Consider the following 18,036-nt stretch of genomic DNA (forward strand, 5'->3'; position numbering starts at 1 on the left):
TCGAGGCCGAGGCCGGACGATGCCCTCAGCACCACCGTCCTTGCGAGCGGAGCGAAGCAATCCAGGGAAGCGCCACGCTCACCGACGGCGCGCTGGCCCTGGGTCGCTTCGCTGCGCTGGCGATGACGGGAGGTTGAAGTCGAGCGGAGCGCGCGAACGCCGGCCGCCCTACTTGGCCGCCCCCACCGTCACGCTGCCCGAGGCGGTCCGGCCGAACCGCGCCGGCCGGTACATGTCTTCCACGGTGGCGCCCGGATGGACGTAGGTCCCCGGCGAGACCGCACGCACCGTGTAGGCCACCGTGAAGAAGGCCGACTGGCTCGGGTCGCGGTCGTAGGCGGCCACGAACCGGTCGTCCCGGAACTCGGTGTGGACCGGCTGCACGTCGGACTTGGCGAAGGCGAGCCCCTGGAGTGCGTCGGCGTCGAGGAGCTTCGGATTGTCGATCTCCAGCCCCGCCGGCAGCGGATCGACCAGCAGGAGCCGCGCCGCCTCCGCCTTGGCCTCGGTGACCTTGAGCACCACCACCAGCCTGTCGTTCTGGCGCAGGCCGCTCGCCGGATCGACGACGCTGCCGTCGAGGCGGCGGAAGCTGCGCTCGATCGTGTAGCCCTGCTGCGCCGCCGGCTCCGGCACCAGGGGGCTGCCGTTGACGGTCACGGCCACCTGCACAGGCGCGCGGCCGGTATTGGTGAGCTGAACGCCTCGGTCGGCCAGGGCCGCCTCCCGATAGACCCGGGCCAGCAGGCCGGTCTGCGAGGCGCCGTCCAGGGTGAACGAGAGGGTGCCCGCCTCGTTCGACAGGCTCTCGGCGGCGAGCACCAGCCAAGCATTCTCCTGCGTGCTCGTCGAGCGCTCGGATTGCTGCTCCTCGCCGAGCACGGAAGCCGCGGGGCCCAGCGCCCCCTGCGCCAGCCCGCTCTCGGCGGCGAGCGTGATCAGCCCGGCTCCGTCGCGCAGGCGGGAGCCGTAATCGGCGCGGTAGACACCCTTGTCGCGCTCGGCGCGCAGGACCGTGAGCGCCGATTCCATGGTCTTGGCGGCGCGGCCGCGGTCGCCGAGCAGCGCCAGGGCGGCGGCGAGCTGCGCGCGCCCGAGGGCGGAGGAGAAGTCGCCGATCTTGGTGTCGGCGAGGTAGCGCAGGTCGCCCATCACCGGCCGCCCGTTCCGGGCGAGCACGTACGCCGCGTAGGCGAGGTCGGCGCCGCCGTTGCGCACCTCGGTGGCGTTGGCCACCGCGTTGCGCAGGTAGTCGAGGGCCTGGGCGAAGGCCTTCTGCGGCACCGCGAAGTTGCGCTCGCGGGCGCGGGTCAGGAAGTCGGTCACGTAGGCGTCGAGCCAGAGGTCGCTCGATCCCTGCGCCGACCACAGGCCGAAATCCCCGCTCGAATCCTGGCGGGCGAGCAGGCGCTCGATCGACTCGCGCACCCTTTCGTCGGCGCCGTTGTCGAGGGCGAGCTTCTCCAGCGCCGCGAGCTTGTTGACGTAGAGCAGCGGCATCGCCCGGCTCACCACCTGCTCGGAGCAGCCGTAGGGGTAGCGGTCGAGCGCCCGGAGCAGGGCCGCCACGTCGACCCCCGGCAGGGCCGTGGCCGAGAGCGAGACGCTGCCGGTGCCCGGCTGCAGGTCGGCGAGGAGGTCCGAGGTCAGCGTCAGGTTCGCCCCCGGGGCGAGGCTGCGCACCGAGCGGCGCAGCAGGGCGCCCGTCCCCGGCGAGATCCCGAGGGCGAAGCTCTGGTTGAGGGCGGCCGGGAGGCCGGGCCCCGACAGGGCGAGGTCGAGCCGGGCCGTGCCGGGTCCGGCGGCGGTGAGGGGGATCGCGAACTGGCCCTTCGCGCCGGCCTCCAGCCGCAGCGTCTGGCGCAGCGCGCTGGCGCCGACCACGACCGGGCCGGTCGGGCTCAGGTCGACCGTGTACTCGCCCGCCTGCCCCTCGACGTTGTCGAGGGCCACGAACAGGCGCGAGCGGTCGCCGGTGTCGAGGAAGCGCGGCAGCGTGGCGCTGAGCACGACCGGGTCGCGGATGATCACGTCGGCCTGGGCCTGCCCGACCCGGTCGCCGCTCCAGGCGGTGACCATGACGCGGCCGGTGCCGTTGAAGGCCGGGATCGGGAAGGTGACGCTGGCCGCGCTGTCCGGCCCCACGGTCACGACGCCGGAATAGAGCGCCAGCGGCGCCTGGGTCGGCGGGGAATCGGCGAGCTCGCCGCCGCCCGCGTCGCCGCCGGAGCGGATCGCCCCGGCCGAGCCCTGCATGCCGTCGATCAGGTAGCCGTAGAGGTCGCGGACCTCCGGCCCGAGTGCCCGCTGGCCGAGGAAGTACTGGGTCGGGTCCGGCGCCGCGTAGCGGGTCAGGTTGAGGATGCCGACATCGACGAGGGCCACGGTGATCCGCGCCGGCTCGCCGGCCTTCAGCCCGGTGAGCTGGACCGGCAGGGTCAGGTCCTGGCGCGGGCGCGCCCGCTCCGGCGCCTTCAGGGCGACCCCGAGGCTGCGGCGCTCCCGGTTCACCGAGAACCACGCCAGACCCAGCGCCCGGCCGGGCAGGCGCTTGGCCGCTTGGTCGAGGGGCCGGTAGGCGGTGGCCACCAAGTAGGCGCCGGCGCCCCACTCGGCCTTCACCGGGATGCTGACCGTGGTGCCGCCCTCCGGCACGCTGACCTCCAGGGTCTGGTGCACGCGGTCGCTGACGACCATCAAGCTGGCCTGACCCTTGAACTTCGGGCTGAGCTTGGCCCGCAGCGTGTCGCCGGCGGCGTAGGCGGCCTTGTCGAGGGTCAGGTCGAGCAGGTCGGGCGCCTCCGCGGTCTCGGAGCCGCCCCAGCCCACCTCGAAGCCGAGGCTCGCACCCGCCTCCGGAGCGCCCGCGGTCGAGACCTCCAGCCGGTAGCGGCCGAGGCCGACCGGCGCCTCGATCCGGCTCGGGCCGGCGGCCGTGAGGTCGACGGTGCCGCTGGCGACGCGCCGGGCGGACTTCACCGCCTCGAACGACCAGCGCCCGTCCGCCCGGTACCACTGGTAGGAGGAGTCGATCCGCGACAGGGTCCAGCTCACGCCCGGCCGGGCAACGAGCGCCCCGTCGGGGCGCGCGAACACCACGTCGAAGCCGGCGATCCCGCCCTCCTTGAGGTCGGTGAAGCCCTTGCGCAGGGCGAGGACCGGGCTCGCCGGGAGGATCGGCAGGGTCAGGCTGCGCGACAGCGCCCGGCCTCCGGGCTCGCCGACCGCCAGCGTGATCTTCGCCTCCAGCGCCCGCGGCGCCGCGACCTGGGGCACCGGCACCGTGACGGTGGCGGCGCCCTGCGCGTTCGTGGTGGCGTGGTCCTGCAACTCCTGGGTCGTCGGCTCCACGGCCTCGTCGTCGAGACCGATGGAATAAGTCTCCAGTCCCTTGATGCCGCTGGTGGCCGCCGCCTGCACGGTCACGCTGCCCGACACGTCGAGATCGGAGCCCGGGGCGCCGTAGAGGTAGCGGGCGGCGACGTCGACCTGCGCGGCCTCGCCCCGGTTCAGGGCCGCCTGCCGGGCCTTGAGGGTCACCTCCAGCCGCTCGGGGACGTAATCCTCCACGAGGAAGCTGGTCTCGCCGATCGCGGGCGCCTTCGGGTCCGTGTAGGCGGAGACCCGCCACGTGCCGTGCATCGCCCCCGACAGGAGCGGCAGCGGCAGGGCCCGGCCGCCGAGCCCCTGGTCGGGCACCGAGACGCGCCGGTACTCGACGCCGTCCGGCCGCTTCACCACCAGGGTCAGCGGCAGGTCCGGCACGGCGGCGCCGCGGGGGTCGCGCAGCAGGGCGGTGAGCTGGACGGTCTCGCCCGTGCGGTAGACCCCGCGCTCCGGGAACAGGTAGGCGTCGAGGCCGCCGGTCTCGGGCCGTCCCTTCACGCCGCGGTCGGTGAGGTCGAAGGCGCCGAGGTTGAGGTCGAGGAAGCCGTAATCGCCGCCCGCCTGGGCGACCACGAGGCTCGGCGCCAGACCGCCCTCCCCGCGGGCGAGCCCGGGATCGAAGGCGACGTGGCCCTGCGCGTCCGTGGTCCGGGTGCCCAGCACCTCGTTGTTGCGGGCGACAAGCCGGATCTCGGCGCCCGGCATCACCTGCGCGGAGGCGAGCGAGCGCAGGACCACGGTGACCCCGTCCCGGCCCTTGGTGGCGGTGAGCCCCAGGTCGGAGACCACGAACCACTGGGTCGCCTGGGTGTCGTACTCCTCGTCGGAGGCGGCCGTGCCGGAGGGGCGGGCCAGCATCACGTAGAGGCCGGGCTCGAGCTTGCCCACGGCCTGAAGGACCGGGAAGGCGGTGACGGCCTCCTGGTTCAGCTCGGCCTTGGCGGTGTCGAGGGTGCCCTTCCAGACGCGCTGACCCTTCTCAGACGCGATCGTCCGGGCGGTGGACCCGCTGAGCTGGCCCAGGAAGTCCTCCGACCGCAGGGTCGGCAGCAGGCCGCGATCGCCGATCCGCAGAACCTCGACGTCGAGCTTCGGCGCGTTCACCGAGACCAGGGGCACGCCCGCTTGGCCCGTCCGGGGCAGGACGTAGTTGCGCCCGGTGAAGCGCACCTGCGGGGCGCGGTCGCGGACGTAGATCTCGTAATCGGCGGCCTTGAGCAGGCTCTCGCCGACCGCGGAGGGCAGGCCCTGGCGGACCACGATGGCGTAGCGGCCGCCGTGCTTGAGTCCGTCGACGCAGACCTGAGAGCCCTCCCCGGTCACGGCGGCCGCGCTGCTGCCGGAGACGGCCACGAAGGGGGCGTAGTCGGTCTTGGGGCGGATCGCCTCCGAGAAGGTGAAGCAGGCCCGGGGAGCGGCCGCGTCGGAATCGACCTTGTAGTCGAGGATGCGGAAGCCGTGCTGCGCCCGCACGGTCTCGTAGGTCTCCCGGACCGAACCGGTCTCGGCCAGGGCGAGGCTCGCCGCGTAGGCGTCGAGCGCCGGGCGCCACGATTCCTGCTCGGCCTCGGCGGCGCCGAGCGCCGCCAGCGCGGCTGCGGCGTCGGCCGCCGTGCCGGCGCGCTCGTAGGCGCGGTAGGCGGCGGCCGTCACCCGCCCGCGCAGACGCGACCGGCCCTGGTAGTCGTTGTCCTCGAGGGTACCCAGGGCCGCCGCGGCCCCCCGGGCATAGGCCTGCCAGTTGCGCGCGTCGGCGGGATCGGCCGCCACCGCGGCGGTCAAAGGCGCCAGCGCCTCGTCGGGCTTGTCGGCGGCGAGCAGGGCCAGCCCGGCCGCGCGGGACTGGCCGGCGGGCCGCAGCGGGCCCCCGGCCTCCGCCTTCAGCGCGGTCTCCAGGCGGACCGCCGCGCTGGCGAGGTCGGCCCGGACGAAGGTCCTGGCGAACGGCGCGGCGACAGCCGTCGCCGGGCGGGGCGCGGTGCGGGCCGCAGGTGGGGACAGGGCTGGCGAGGTCTGGGCGAGGGCCGGATTGCCGGCGATTCCTCCGAGGAGCGCCAGGGCACCCGCGAGCCGTCCGAGCCGCGCCATCAGCCTGTTCCCCACCCGCAATCCCGATGATTCGTTCCGGGTCCCGTCGCGCGGGAGCCTAGCACCGGCGGTCGGGCTCGCAACGCTTCGGATCGCTGTAGGCCCCGCCCGGCCTCGCGCCGAGGCTCAGAACGCCTTCAGCACCTGCTCGGCGTGCTCGACGGCGACCGGGCCGGCGAAGCAGTGGGAGACCAGGGCGCGGTAATCCTGCCAGGGCTGCGAGCCGGTGAAGTCCTTGGTGTGGGCCTCCAGCGTGTCCCAGTGGATCAGCAGGCGGTAGCGCTGCGGATGCTCGATCGAGCGCCGAACCTCGAAGTGCCGGCAGCCCTTGGCCTGCTTGAAGATCGCCGAGGCCTCGGTGATGCCCTTCTCGAACTCGGCCTCGAGGCCGGGCTTGATCTCGATCTGCGCGATTTCGAGGATCATCGGTGCGGTTCCTGTCTCAGGTGCGACGGGCGCGGCCGAGCTTGGCCGCGAGGATGCGCTGCGGGCTTAAGGTGGGGTCGGCCTGGGCGGCGACCGGCAGGTAGGCGGTCTGCTCCAGCATGTAGCGGCCGCCCATGGCACCGTGCATCACGAGGTCCGAGAGGGTCCCGGGTGAAGGCGGGGACGCGGATCAGCAGCCGGCGCAGGAACTCCTGCACCTCCGGCGTGCCGGCCGCGCCGCGCAGCTCGGCGGCCGCGCCGCGGATGCTGACGTTCTCGGCCCTGCCGTCCGCGAAGGGTCGCTCGGTGAACCGGCGCTCGAACGCGCTGAACGGGAAGGGCAGATCGGGGAACAGCAGCACCGCCGCGGCCTCCAGCCCCCGCGCCCGGGAGCCGGACGCCTCGCCGGGGACAATTCTGCGGATCGGGGTGATCATCGTCTGCGCGCCCGCGGCCGTCACGGTCCGGCCCCCTCTAGCGGAGCCGCCGGGGGGAGGCCAGGGCCGCGCATTTCCGGTGGACGGCGGGTGTCATCCACCGGCGCGGCGGTGGGCACCCGCCGGATCGGCTTGCGCAACCGCTTCGTTCCCGGCACGTTCCCCGGCCAGCACCCGGCCCGAGAGCCCGGCGGAGGATGGCGCCGATGGCGACCCTGAAGGAATTCGAGGAGGCCCTGCGCGAGCACGGCATGAACATGGCGCTGGCGCTGCTGGAGCGCCTGCGCGAGCGCGACCGCGCCACCCGGACGGTGAAGCCCGCCCGGCGGCTGACCGGACAGAAGATGACCCCGGAACTCGCGCGGGCGATCCTGGACCTGCACGCCACGACGGGCATGACCCAGCAGGAGATCGCCTTCAAGGTCGGGGTCAACCAGGGCCGCGTGAACGAGGTGATCAAGCGCGGCAAGTGGCTGAGCGACGACCCGAACGCCCCGGAGGCCGTGGCCCGCGACAAGGCGGTGGCCCGGATGCGCGGCGACCCGAAGCCCAGGAAGGCGGCCGCCGCGCGCCCCGCCTCCGGGCGGGCCAAGGAGCGCAAGGCCGCGCCGCCGAAGGCGCGCAACCAGGGTCAGCTGGCGCTGGGGGATCTCTGAGGGGCGGCCGCCGTCGTCCTCGCGCGGATCGGAGCAACCCAGGGCAGCGCGACCCTGCGAAGCGCGGCGACGCTGGATCGCTCCGCTCTGCTCGCGAGGACGGTACGGGCTCCCGCCTCCGATGCCCCGCGCTCTCACCCGGCCGGCGCGAAATGGCCCCGGTAGCGCGCCCCGATCACCTCGACCGGCAGCGCGACGAACACGTCCGTCGTTCCGAACTGGCGGTCGATCACCGCGCCGTCGCCGAAGGTGGCGCCGAGGCGCAGGTAGCCCTTGATCAGTGGCGGCAGCGCCTGCAGGGCCGCCTTGGCGTCCACCGCCTCGCGCGGCATCCGGTCCATCGCCACCGCCCGCTCCGGCAGCGCCCGGGCCCGCCAGCCCTCCGGCGCGCGGGCGTGGTGGTGCAGGAAGGCGAGCGGCAGGGCCAGCCGGTCCGGGTCGGTGCCCTCCAGGCTCGCGCAGCCGATCAGCGCGTCGATCCGGTGGTGCAGGACGTAGGCGTAGATCCCCTGCCACAGCAGCTCGACGGTCCGCTTGCTCCGGTAGGGCTTGAGCACGCAGGAGCGGCCGAGCTCTAGGAGCCGCCGGTGCCCCTGCGCGGCGAGAAGCGGCGCGAGGTCGTACTCGCTCTCCGAGTAGAAGCCGGTATGCCGCTCGGCCACCTCGCCGCGCAACAGCCGGTAGGTGCCGACGACCTTCGGGCGCGGCTCGACGAAGGGCTTCTTCCGCCGCGGCGCCGCGTGGTCGAGGACGAGGAGGTGGTCGCAGACCGCGTCGTAACCGTCGACGTCGCGGCGGGACAGGGCGGCGAGCCCGGAGGGCACCGCCGACATCTCCTCGTAGAAGACCTTGTAGCGCAGCCGCTGGGCCCGCCGGATCTCCGATTTCCGCGTCGCCAGCCGGACCTCGAGGCTGCCGATGCGGCCGAGGCTGCGGCCCTCGAACGGCTCGGGCAGGCGGATCGCCCGCTCGGCCGAGAGCACGTCGTCGATTCCGCCCACGCCCGCGACGCCCGGCAGCGGGACCGACCGGCGGCGCAGCTTGGCGATCGGCGCGCCGACGCCCCATTGCACGCCCCTGTGCCAGCCGGCTCCGAGCGCGCTGTAGGCTCCGCGGGCGAGATTGGCGACCATCGTCGGGTTCACTCCGGGTGCGCGTCCGTGCACCGTCGAATCCGACAGAGAGCACGACGGCCACACGCCATTATGACAGCCGCCACGAGAAAGCGCCCCGGCCGGGGCCGGGGCGCTCCAAGAACCTCATCGGTACCTGATATGGACCTGACGGTTCCCCCGCGGGGCGGGGTCAGGCGGCCTGCTGGACCGCGTCCTTGCGGACGTCGCCCTCGATCACCGGGGCGCTGGGGCGCGCCGCCGAGGCGATCTCGATGCGACGGGGCTTCTTCGCCTCCGGAACCTCGCGGACGAGGTCGATGTGGAGGAGGCCGTTCTCGAGCGCCGCACCCGTCACCTGGACGTGGTCGGCGAGCTGGAACCGCCGCTCGAAGGCGCGGGCCGCGATGCCCTGGTGCAGGAACTCCGCCCTGCCCTCGGCCTTGCGCTCGCCCTTCAGCGTGAGGGCGTTCTCCCGCACCTCGATCGACAGGTCTGACTCGGTGAAGCCGGCGACCGCGACGGTGATGCGGTAGGCGTTCTCGCCGGTCCGCTCGATGTTGTAGGGCGGGTAGGTCGGGGCCGCCTCGGCGCTCGCGAACTGATCGAGGGCGGAGAACAGGCGGTCGAAGCCGACGGTGGAGCGGTACAGGGGAGCGAGATCGAACTGACGCATGACATATCCTCGTCTGAGCAACATGCAATTCCGGTCCGCCCGATGGGCCGGACCCGTCTCTCGTGCCGCCTGACGGCCGGCACAGACGAGATATCGGAGGGGGAAAATCGCGCTTCAAGACCCCCGGTGAGGGTCGGAAACGAGATTTTTCGCTACGGTCGCAGAGTGCATCCGGGCGTGTATCGGACGATGCGCGGAGGCGCTGAGGTGAGGCCAGTGAGACGCTTCGACGGTGACACCGGGCGCGAGCCGCCGCTCCTGACCCTGCGCAGCACGCCCGACAACCCGGTCCCGCCGGGCGGCACGCTGATCGCCGTCGGCACGCGCGACGACTGCACCCTGCGGGCGGCCTACTGGCAGACCACGGCGCGCACCTGCCGGGGCACGGTCTGCCTGCTCCAGGGCCGGGCCGAGTTCATCGAGAAGTACTACGAGACGATCCACGAGCTGCGCGCCCGGGGCTTCGCGGTCGTGGCGTTCGACTGGCGCGGCCAGGGCGAATCGGACCGCCGGGTCGACGACCCCCACAAGGGCCACGTCGCCCGGTTCGACGATTACCGGCTCGACCTGCGGGCGGTGGCCGAGACGATCCTGGTGCCGCTGATGCCCGAGCCCCATGTCGGCCTCGCGCATTCCATGGGCGGATGCGTCGCCCTCCTCGCGGCCCTCGACGGGGCGCTGCCGTTCCGGCGGTTGGTGACCCTGGCGCCGATGCTGTCGATCCGGATGGTCCGCTGGCCGGCCGGCGCCGCGATCCTGTCGCGGGGCCTGCAGAGGCTCGGCCTCGGGAGCCGCTACATCCCGTTCGGCAAGCCGGTCTCGATCGCCACCAACCCGTACGCCGGCAACCGCCTGTCGCGCGATCCCATCCGCTACGCCCGCAACGCCGCGGCGGCGCGGCAGGTCGGCGCCGGCGCGGTCGGCGACCCGACGATCGCGTGGCTCGCCGAGGCGTTCCGCGCGATGGCGCGGCTGCGCGACCCGCGGGCGGCGCCGCGGATCGGGCTGCCGACCCTGATCGTCGCGGCGGGCGCCGACCCCGTCTGCGGCACGGCGGAGACCGAACGCTTCGCCGCCCGGCTGAAGGCCGGCCATATCCTGGTCCTGCCGGATTCCCGGCACGAGATCCTGACCGAGCGCGACGCGATCCGGCAGGATTTCTGGGCGGCCTTCGAGGCCTTCGTGCCGGGCTCGCCCCTGCCGACCCACGCGGAGGTCGAGGCGCACGCCGTGGCGGTGCCGGTCGCCTGAGGCGTCAGCCGCCGAGATCCGGGTCGATGTCCCGCGGGCGCACGTACCGGTCGAGGTGCCCGCGGTCCGGCGCGATCTCCGCCCAGCGGTCGCCGTCGAAGTCGATCACCACGAAGGCCGCGGTCGGGAATTCCAGGGCCAGCCGGTCCCGGGCCGCCCGCGGTCCCGAGCCCGCGAGGATTGCGGCGAGGTCGCCGAGGCCCGGATTGTGGCCGACGACGATCAGCGTGGCGGCCGCGTCGGGCGCCTGCCGGATCACCCCGAGGATCCGGTCCGCCGGCGCCTCGTAGATCTCGGAATGCCAGCGCGTCTCGGGGCTGCCGAGGGCCGCCTCCATCGCGGCCCAGGTCTCGCGGGTCCGCGTGGCGGTGGAGACCAGGGCGAGGTCCGGGCACAGGCCCTCCCGCGCGAGGTGGGCGCCCACCGCAGGGGCGGCCCGGTCCCCGCGCGCGTTGAGCGGGCGCTCGTGGTCCGCCACGCCCGGCGGACGGTCGGACTTGGCGTGCCGCAGCAGGATCAGCCTGCGCATGAGCGAACCTCTGACGCGTCTCGTGGGCCGGTCTCGGGGCTGCCGGTCCGGGCGCGCGCGACCGGACCGGGCGGCGCCCGCTCCCGCCCGGTTAGCCGAAAGCGCCGCGTGCGGGAACCGCGGCTTTGCCCGCACCGTTCCGACCGGGAGCCGTCCGCAGCACGGCCCGCGGCCCGATCCGCGGCGCGACGGTCTCTGGCCAGGAGGCTGCCCGATGGACCGATCCGCCCGCGTCACCGAGATCCTGTCGTGGTACGGGGCCGACAGCCCCGGGACCCTCACCAACCTCGCCCGGATGCTGGAGCACGGCAAGCTCGGCGGCACCGGCAAGATGCTGATCCTGCCCGTCGACCAGGGCTTCGAGCACGGGCCCGCCCGCAGCTTCGGCCCGAACCCGCCGGCCTACGACCCGCACTACCATTTCGAGCTGGCCCTGGCGGCGGGCTGCAACGCCTACGCGGCGCCGCTCGGCTTCCTCGAGGCGGGCGCGCGCGACTATGCCGGGCGCATCCCGCTCATCCTGAAGCTCAACGATCACGACCTCCTGGCCGACGAGGAGGATCCCGAGCAGGCGATCACCGGCTCGGTGGCCGACGCCCTGCGGCTCGGCGCCTGCGCCATCGGCTTCACGATCTACCCGGGCTCCGCCCACCGCAACGCCATGTACGGGCAGATCCGCGCGATCGCAGAGGAGGCCAAGAGCGTCGGCCTCGCCGTGGTGATCTGGTCCTACGCCCGCGGCTCGGCCCTGTCGAAGGAGGGCGAGACCGCCATCGACGTGATCGGCTACGCGGCCCAGATCGCCGCGCAGCTCGGCGCCCACATCATCAAGGTGAAGCTGCCCTCGGCCCATATCGAGCAGCCGGCGGCGAAGAAGGTCTACGAATCGACCGGCATTCCGATCGGCACGGCGGCCGAGCGCGTCCGCCACGTGGTGCAGTGCGCGTTCAACGGCCGGCGGATCGTGATCTTCTCCGGCGGCGCCCAGGCCGAGGAGGCCAGCTTCCTCGACGAGATCCGCGCCATCCAGGCGGGCGGCGGCTTCGGCTCGATCGTGGGCCGCAACGCGTTCCAGCGCTCGAAGGCGGACGCCCTGTCGCTGCTCGGCAAGATCACCGACATCTACGCGGGCCGCTGAGGCAGCCCCGCGTTCAGCCGCCGTCGCGGGCCAGCCGGGCGAGCCCGTCGCGGGTCGGCCCGGCCGGCCGCCAGCCGAGGGACGCGAGCCCGTCGGCGCGGGCGACGAGACCCTCGGCGACGCGGGCGAACTGCGCGTCCCGGCCGGTCAGCCGGCAGGCCAGCCGGAGGAGGCCGGCCGGGACCGGGACGAGGCCCGGGCCGCGGCCGAGGCCCTGTCGGAGGGCCGCGATCATCTCGGGCAGGCTGGGCGGGTCCGGATCGGCCGCGACGAGGGCGCGGTTCAGGGGGGCGGGCGCCGCCAGCACCGCGTCCACGGCACCCGACAGGCTCTCCAGCGAGATCAGCGAGCGCCGCGCCGCGAGGCCGCCCAGCGGCAGCGGGTAGGGACTGCGCGCCAGTCGCAGGAGCGCGGCCATGTTGCCCTTCACGCCGGCGCCGTAGACGAGGACCGGGCGCAGCGCGACCCAGTCCAGGCCCGTCTCGGCGAGCGCCGCCTCGGCCTCGAGCTTTGAGCGGCCGTAGGCGTCGGTGGGCCGGGGCGGATCGCCCTCCCCGACCACGCCCGGCGCGCTCGCCCCGACCTGCGCGCGGATCGACGACAGGAACACGAAGCGGCGCACCTTCGCGCGCGCCGCGGCCTCCGCCAGCCGGCGCGTCGCCTCGGTATTGAGCGTGCGGTAGTCGTCCTCCGGTGCCCCCGACATAGCATGGGCGAGGCCGGCCGAGTGCACCACCGCGTCGACGCCGCTGAGGGCCGCCGCCATGTTGATCGGGCGGGTCAGGTCGCCGACGACCGCGCTCGCCGCGCCCTCCGGCACGGTCGTGGGCCGGCGCAGCAGCACGCGGACCCGGTAGCCGCGCGCGGTGAGGTCGGCGAGCAGGTGGCGGCCGATGAACCCGGTCGCCCCGGTGAGCGCGATGAGTCCGGTCACGGCTGGGCGGCCTCTGTCACGGCTGGGCGGCACCTTCGGCTGGGGCCGGCGCCGGGGCGCGGGCGAAGCGGCGGAGCAGGACGGAAACCAGGGCGAGCCCGGCGACCGATGCGGCGAGCGTGACCGGCCAGGACGGCCAAAACAAGGTCGCGGCGGCGAGCGCCGCCAGGGCGAGATTGACCGCGAACACCCGTCCGACCACGCCGGGCACGGACAGCCCGTTGACGGTGGCCCGCTGGTAATAGTGCCCGCGATGGGCCTCCCAGACCCGCTCGCCCCGCGCCGCCCGCGCGGCGAGGGTCAGGCTGGCATCGGCGAGGTAGACGAGCGGCAGCAGCAGGGCGGCGGCGAGCCCGCCCGCCAGGGCGAGCTGGCACAGCAGCCACGCGGTGACGAGCCCGACCGGCAGCGAGCCGACATCCCCGAGGAAGAGCCGCGCGACCGGCCGGTTGAACGGCGCGAAGCCCAGCACCGCGCCCAGCAGGCTCGCCGCCACCAGGGTCGGCAGCGGCGGCAGGTGCCCGGCGAGGCCGATGAGCAGGAGCGCGCCCGCCACTGGGACGATCTCCGCGACCGTCATCCAGTCGAGCCCGTCCATGAAGTTCGTCAGGTTGACGAACCACAGGCCCGCCAGCAGCGCGAGGCCGCGCTCCAGCCAGAGCGGCAGGCCGGGCAGCAGGCGCCCGTCCAGGTGCCAGACCAGCAGGCCGACCACGACGGCCTGCACGGCGAGCCGCAGGGCGGCTGGCAGCGGCCGGACGTCGTCCACGGCGCCGAGGACCGCCAGGGCCAGGGCTCCGCCGGCGAGCCAGATCCAGTCCGGCCGGCCGCCGATCTCCGGCGCCGCGATCAGCAGGCCCGAGATCGTGACCAGCGCCGTCACCACGGCGATCCCGCCCCCCTGGGGGGTCGGCACGGTGTGGCTGGAGCGGGCGTTCGGCCGGGCCAGAGCGTAGCGCTGCAGCAGCGGGCGCAGGCGCAGGATCAGGCCCGCCGAGAGCGCGGCGGCGAGGGGCACCGCCAGGAGCAGGATCGCGGTCAGGGCGGACGGCAAGGCGGACGGGAGGACGGACAGGGCGGGCGGCGCGTCGGGCGGCAAGTTGGGCGGCAAGTTGGGCGGCATGGCGCCGTCCTACGCGATCCGCCGCCCGACCGTGAGGGGGGCTACGCCGCCCGCACCGTGTCGAGGAAGCGCGCGACCTCGGCCCCGAGATGCTCGGACTGACGCGACATCTCGCTCGCGGCCCCGAGCACCTGGGCGGCGGCGGCGCCGGTCTCCTCGGCGGACTGGGCGAGGCTCGCGATGGTGCCGGTGACCGCGCCGGTGCCGGCGGCCGCCTCGGCGACGTTGCGGACGATCTCCTGCGTGGCCGCGCCCTGCTGCTCCACGGCGGCCGCGATGCTGGAGGCCACGCCGTCGATCTCGCGGATGCGCCGGCCGATCCCGTCGATCGCCGACGCCGCCTGCCCGGTGGAGGACTGGATCCGGCCGATCTGGCCGGTGATCTCCTCGGTGGCCCGGGCGGTCTGCTCGGCGAGCGCCTTGACCTCCGAGGCCACCACCGCGAAGCCGCGGCCCGCGGCGCCGGCGCGCGCCGCCTCGATCGTGGCGTTGAGCGCCAGGAGGTTGGTCTGGGCGGCGATTCCGGAGATCAGCGCCACCACGTCGCCGACCTTCGCGGCCGCGCCGCTCAGGTCCTGGACCAGCGCCACCGTGTTGGTCGCCTCGGCGACCGCGACCCGCGCGAGCTCCGCCGAGCTGCTGACCTGCCGGCCGATCTCCTGCACCGAGGAGCCGAGCTCCTCGGCGGCGGCCGCGACGGTGTTGACGTTGGCGGCGGCGTCGCTCGCGGCGCCCGCGACGGTGCCGGACTGCCCGGCGGCCTCGGTCGCGCTGCCGGTCAGGGTCCGGGCGGTGGCCTCCAGCTCGGTCGCGGCCGCCGACACGCCGCCGACGATGCCGCCCACCGCCTGCTCGAAGGCGTCGGCCATGGCCCGGGTCGCGGCCCGGCGCTGCGTCTCGGCATCGGCGCGGGCCAGCGCCGTCTCGGCCTCCAGGGCGCGCGCGCTGACGAGGTTGTCGCGGAACACCACCACGGAGCCCGCGAGCGCCCCGATCTCGTCGCGGCGCTCCTGCCCGGAGATCGCCACCTCGGCGTCGCCCGCCGCGAGGCGCTGCGTGACGGCGGCGATCTTGCGGAGCGGCCCGCTGACGCCGCGGGTCACCAGCACGAAGGCCCCGAGCGCCACCAGCAGGGCGAGGCCGGCGAGCGCCAGCACGTTCCGCTTGGCGGCGTCGTAGGTCTGCCCGATCAGCGTGCCGCTCGCCTGCGAGCCTTCGCCGTTCAGGGCGACGAGCTTCTCCCAGTCGGCCATGATGGCGCGGATGCTGTCCGACATCACCGTGTTGTAGATCCGCTGGCCGCCGGCAACGTCGCCCGCCTCGGCCTTGGCCACCGCCTCCCGCTGCTGCTCGGCGTAGGTGGCCACGTGCTGGCGGAAGGCCGCGTAGGCCTCGCGCTCGGGCTGGGTCAGCGGCAGGGCCTCGTACCGGGCGTACTGGGCCGCGAGCAGCGCGTCACGCTTGGCGATCTGGTCGGCGACCTCTGCGCGCAGCGCGGGCGTGTCGGCGGTGATCAGGCGGACGGCGTTGACCCGCTGCCGCATGAAGTTAATGCCGATCCGGCCGAGGGCGTCGGTGGCCGGGATGCGCGTGTCGCGCAGCTGCGCGGCGGCGGACTCGATGCGGCCGAGCTCGGCCAGCGAGAGGCCGCTCGTCGCGGCGATCAGCAGCACCAGGGCCGCGAGACACAGGCCGAGCTTGGCCGCGATGGAGATACCGGCGCGCATAGGATTCGTCCCCGGTCCCGCACTTGGGACCGGGGCCTATGCTTGTCTGAGAAATATTAAGGTTGTTTGGTCCTGCCCGGACCGCGCGCGGTCCGGGCAGGCTCGGTCCGCTAGTAGACCTGGGCCTCGGCGCGCGGCGGATCCGCCGGGCCGTCCCGTCGATCCAGACCCTTCTCCACGACCTTGGCGAGCCCGACCATGATCTGGTCGATGGCGTAGTCCTTCGGCGTGTAGACGGCGCGCACGCCCATGTTCTTGAGGACCAGCTCGTCCTCCGGCGAGATGATGCCGCCGACCACCACCGGGATGTGGTCGAGCCCGGCCTCGCGCATCTTGGCGCGGACCTCCCGCACCAGCGGCACGTGGGAGCCGGACAGGATCGACAGGCCGACCACGTGGGCGCCGGTCTCCTTGGCCTTCGCGACGATCTCGGCCGGCGTCTGGCGGATGCCGTCGTAGGTGACGTCGAAGCCGACGTCCCGGGCGCGGAGCGCGATCTGCTCGGCGCCGTTGGAGTGGCCGTCGAGGCCCGGCTTGCCGACCACGAGCTTCGGCGTCTCGCCGAGCCGCTCGCCGAGATCGGCGATCAGGAGCTTGGCCTCCTCGGCCGCGCCGCTGGAGACGGTCTCCACGGTGACGCCGGTGGGCGCCCGGTACTCGCCGAAGACCGCGCGCAGGCGCGCGCCCCACTCGCCCGTCGTGACGCCGGCCCTGGCGGCCTCGATCGAGGGCGGCATGATGTTGGCGCCGGAGCGCGCCGCCTGCTCCAGGGCGTCGAGGGCTTGGCCCACGGCGTTCTCGTCGCGGCGGCCGCGCCACTCGCGGATCCGGCTCTGCGCCTCCATCTCGACGGTCTCGGAGACGGAGAAGATCGCCCCCTCCCCGGCCGTGAGCGGCGACGGCTCGCCCTGCTGCCACTTGTTGACGCCGACCACGATCTGATCGCCGGCCTCGATGGCCGAGATCCGGCGCGCGTTCGACTCCACCAGCGCGCGCTTGAGCGCCCCGGTTTCCACCGCCGCGACCGCGCCGCCGATGCCGCCGATCCGCTCCAGCTCGGCGCGGGTCTGCGCCTTCAGCTCCTCGACCTTGGCCTCGATCACGTGGCTGCCGTCGAAGATGTCGTCGTATTCGAGGAGGTCGGTCTCGAAGGCCAGGATCTGCTGCATGCGCATGGACCATTGCTGGTCCCAGGGCCGCGGCAGGCCGAGCGCCTCGTTCCAGGCCGGGAGCTGCACCGCGCGGGCGCGGGCGCGCTTGGACAGCGTCACCGCCAGCATCTCAATCAGGATGCGGTGGACGTTGTTCTCGGGCTGCTGCTCGGTGAGCCCCAGGGAGTTCACCTGCACGCCGTACCGGAAGATGCGCTTCTTCGGGTCGTCGATGCCGTAGCGCTCCCGGGCGATCTCGTCCCAGAGCTCCGAGAACGCCCGCATCTTGCAGATCTCGGTGACGAACCGCAGGCCCGCGTTCACGAAGAACGAGATCCGGCCGAAGACGTCGGAGAAGCTCTCGGCGTCGAACTCGGGGTCCTCGCGCACGGTGTCGAGCACCGCGATGGCGATGGCCAGCGCGTAGGAGAGCTCCTGGACCGGCGTCGCCCCCGCCTCCTGCAGGTGGTAGGAGCAGACGTTCATCGGGTTCCACTTCGGCACGTTCTTGGTCGTGAACAGGATCACGTCCTTGGTGAGCCGGAGGGACGGCGCGGGCGGGAACACGTAGGTGCCGCGCGACAGGTACTCCTTGATGATGTCGTTCTGGGTCGTGCCCTGGAGGGCGGCGATCGGCGCGCCCTGCTCCTCGGCCACCGCGAGGTAGAGCGCCAGCAGCCACGGGGCCGTGGCGTTGATCGTCATCGAGGTGTTCATCTGGGCGAGCGGGATGTCCTGGAACAGGGTCCGCATGTCGCCGAGATGCGCGATCGAGACGCCGACCTTGCCGACCTCGCCGCGGGACAGCTCGTGGTCGGGGTCGTAGCCGGTCTGGGTCGGCAGGTCGAAGGCAACCGACAGGCCGGTCTGGCCCTTGGCGAGGTTGCCCCGATAGAGCTTGTTGGACTCCGCCGCGGTCGAGTGCCCCGCGTAGGTGCGGATGATCCAGGGCTTGTCGCGGCTCGACTTGTCGCTCCTGGTCTCGGCGACGCTCGCGCCCATTCCTCGCCTCCGTGTGATCTTTGTATCCGCGCGGGGCGCGGCCTTGCGGTCACCGTAGCGAAGGCTTGAGCACGCGTCATCCGGGACGGAAGTGCAAGACGCCCGCGCGGGCATCCGCGGCTCATGAAAAAACTTGCCCGCCGGAACAGCGGGATTTGAAGGCGCCGCGGCGCGCCGCCGCTCGCGCGCCGCCCGCACCCGCGGTCCGGACGGCGCCGCGCGACGGTCCCGATCCGCTTTATCAGTGCTGGTATAATGTCCACCTGAACTGTTCTTCGCGGGACTTGCCGCTGTTCAGGCGCGAGAGGGCAAGTCGAACCAATGACTTAGAGGTGCATGTGCTCGCCGGACGGCCCGGAGCAGCTCGGGCGCGCGGCGGTGGAGTCGGGCAAGGTCTCG

Annotated in this window: 12 protein-coding genes and 1 pseudogene; 3 read left to right on the forward strand and 10 right to left on the reverse strand. The window is 73.7% G+C overall.

Annotation, left to right across the window (positions count from 1 at the left end; translation table 11 throughout):
* Nucleotides 1–168: 168 nt before the first annotated feature.
* The 3 genes and pseudogenes from BM314_RS20125 to BM314_RS20135 all read right to left on the reverse strand — a co-directional run bounded on the left by BM314_RS20125 (nt 169) and on the right by BM314_RS20135 (nt 6,338).
* Nucleotides 169–5,475 carry an alpha-2-macroglobulin family protein gene (locus BM314_RS20125; protein ID WP_091979811.1) on the reverse strand — a complete coding sequence of 1,769 codons (5,307 nt, stop codon included), beginning with the start codon at nt 5,473–5,475 and terminating at the stop codon, nt 169–171.
* A gap of 126 nt (nt 5,476–5,601) precedes the next feature.
* Nucleotides 5,602–5,901 carry an antibiotic biosynthesis monooxygenase family protein gene (locus BM314_RS20130; RefSeq protein WP_010685588.1) on the reverse strand — a complete coding sequence of 100 codons (300 nt, stop codon included), beginning with the start codon at nt 5,899–5,901 and terminating at the stop codon, nt 5,602–5,604.
* A 16-nt stretch (nt 5,902–5,917) separates the two neighbouring features.
* Nucleotides 5,918–6,338: pseudogene (locus BM314_RS20135) on the reverse strand (Kdo hydroxylase family protein).
* 206 nt (nt 6,339–6,544) lie between these two features.
* On the opposite strand from BM314_RS20135, the gene BM314_RS20140 reads away from it, so the two are divergent.
* Nucleotides 6,545–6,994, forward strand: coding sequence for a DNA-directed RNA polymerase sigma-70 factor (locus tag BM314_RS20140; RefSeq protein WP_026604809.1), 450 nt, complete (start codon nt 6,545–6,547; stop codon nt 6,992–6,994).
* A gap of 134 nt (nt 6,995–7,128) precedes the next feature.
* Here BM314_RS20140 and BM314_RS20145 read toward each other — a convergent pair whose 3' ends face one another.
* On the reverse strand, nt 7,129–8,127 hold the full coding sequence (locus BM314_RS20145; RefSeq protein WP_091682363.1) for a l-ornithine N(alpha)-acyltransferase: 999 nt from the start codon (nt 8,125–8,127) through the stop codon (nt 7,129–7,131).
* A gap of 172 nt (nt 8,128–8,299) precedes the next feature.
* Nucleotides 8,300–8,782: an Hsp20 family protein gene (locus tag BM314_RS20150; protein WP_042673074.1), complete on the reverse strand. Its 483-nt coding sequence runs from the start codon at nt 8,780–8,782 to the stop codon at nt 8,300–8,302.
* Between the two features lie 216 nt (nt 8,783–8,998).
* Between BM314_RS20150 and BM314_RS20155 the strand changes: the two genes are divergently transcribed.
* Nucleotides 8,999–10,033: an alpha/beta fold hydrolase gene (locus tag BM314_RS20155; protein ID WP_056523499.1), complete on the forward strand. Its 1,035-nt coding sequence runs from the start codon at nt 8,999–9,001 to the stop codon at nt 10,031–10,033.
* 4 nt (nt 10,034–10,037) lie between these two features.
* Here the strand turns inward: BM314_RS20155 and BM314_RS20160 are convergent, their stop codons facing one another.
* Nucleotides 10,038–10,562 (reverse strand): SixA phosphatase family protein, encoded by a 525-nt coding sequence (locus BM314_RS20160; protein ID WP_091979813.1) that lies wholly within the window; start codon nt 10,560–10,562, stop codon nt 10,038–10,040.
* Nucleotides 10,563–10,776: 214 nt separating this feature from the next.
* Between BM314_RS20160 and BM314_RS20165 the strand changes: the two genes are divergently transcribed.
* Entirely contained in the window at nt 10,777–11,700 is a 924-nt protein-coding gene (locus BM314_RS20165; protein WP_020092444.1) for a class I fructose-bisphosphate aldolase, read from the forward strand.
* Between the two features lie 13 nt (nt 11,701–11,713).
* Here the strand turns inward: BM314_RS20165 and BM314_RS20170 are convergent, their stop codons facing one another.
* The 4 genes from BM314_RS20170 to BM314_RS20185 all read right to left on the reverse strand — a co-directional run bounded on the left by BM314_RS20170 (nt 11,714) and on the right by BM314_RS20185 (nt 17,637).
* Nucleotides 11,714–12,634: an NAD-dependent epimerase/dehydratase family protein gene (locus BM314_RS20170; RefSeq protein ID WP_091979815.1), complete on the reverse strand. Its 921-nt coding sequence runs from the start codon at nt 12,632–12,634 to the stop codon at nt 11,714–11,716.
* Between the two features lie 16 nt (nt 12,635–12,650).
* Nucleotides 12,651–13,676, reverse strand: a complete 1,026-nt coding sequence (locus BM314_RS20175; protein ID WP_244539991.1) for an MraY family glycosyltransferase — start codon at nt 13,674–13,676, stop codon at nt 12,651–12,653.
* Between the two features lie 122 nt (nt 13,677–13,798).
* Nucleotides 13,799–15,484 (reverse strand): methyl-accepting chemotaxis protein, encoded by a 1,686-nt coding sequence (locus tag BM314_RS20180; RefSeq protein ID WP_091979817.1) that lies wholly within the window; start codon nt 15,482–15,484, stop codon nt 13,799–13,801.
* Between the two features lie 110 nt (nt 15,485–15,594).
* Nucleotides 15,595–17,637, reverse strand: a complete 2,043-nt coding sequence (locus BM314_RS20185; protein WP_091979820.1) for a protein meaA — start codon at nt 17,635–17,637, stop codon at nt 15,595–15,597.
* Nucleotides 17,638–18,036: the final 399 nt, after the last annotated feature.

Origin of the sequence: Methylobacterium sp. 13MFTsu3.1M2 (assembly GCF_900112625.1) — a bacterium.
Taxonomy (GTDB): Bacteria; Pseudomonadota; Alphaproteobacteria; order Rhizobiales; family Beijerinckiaceae; genus Methylobacterium.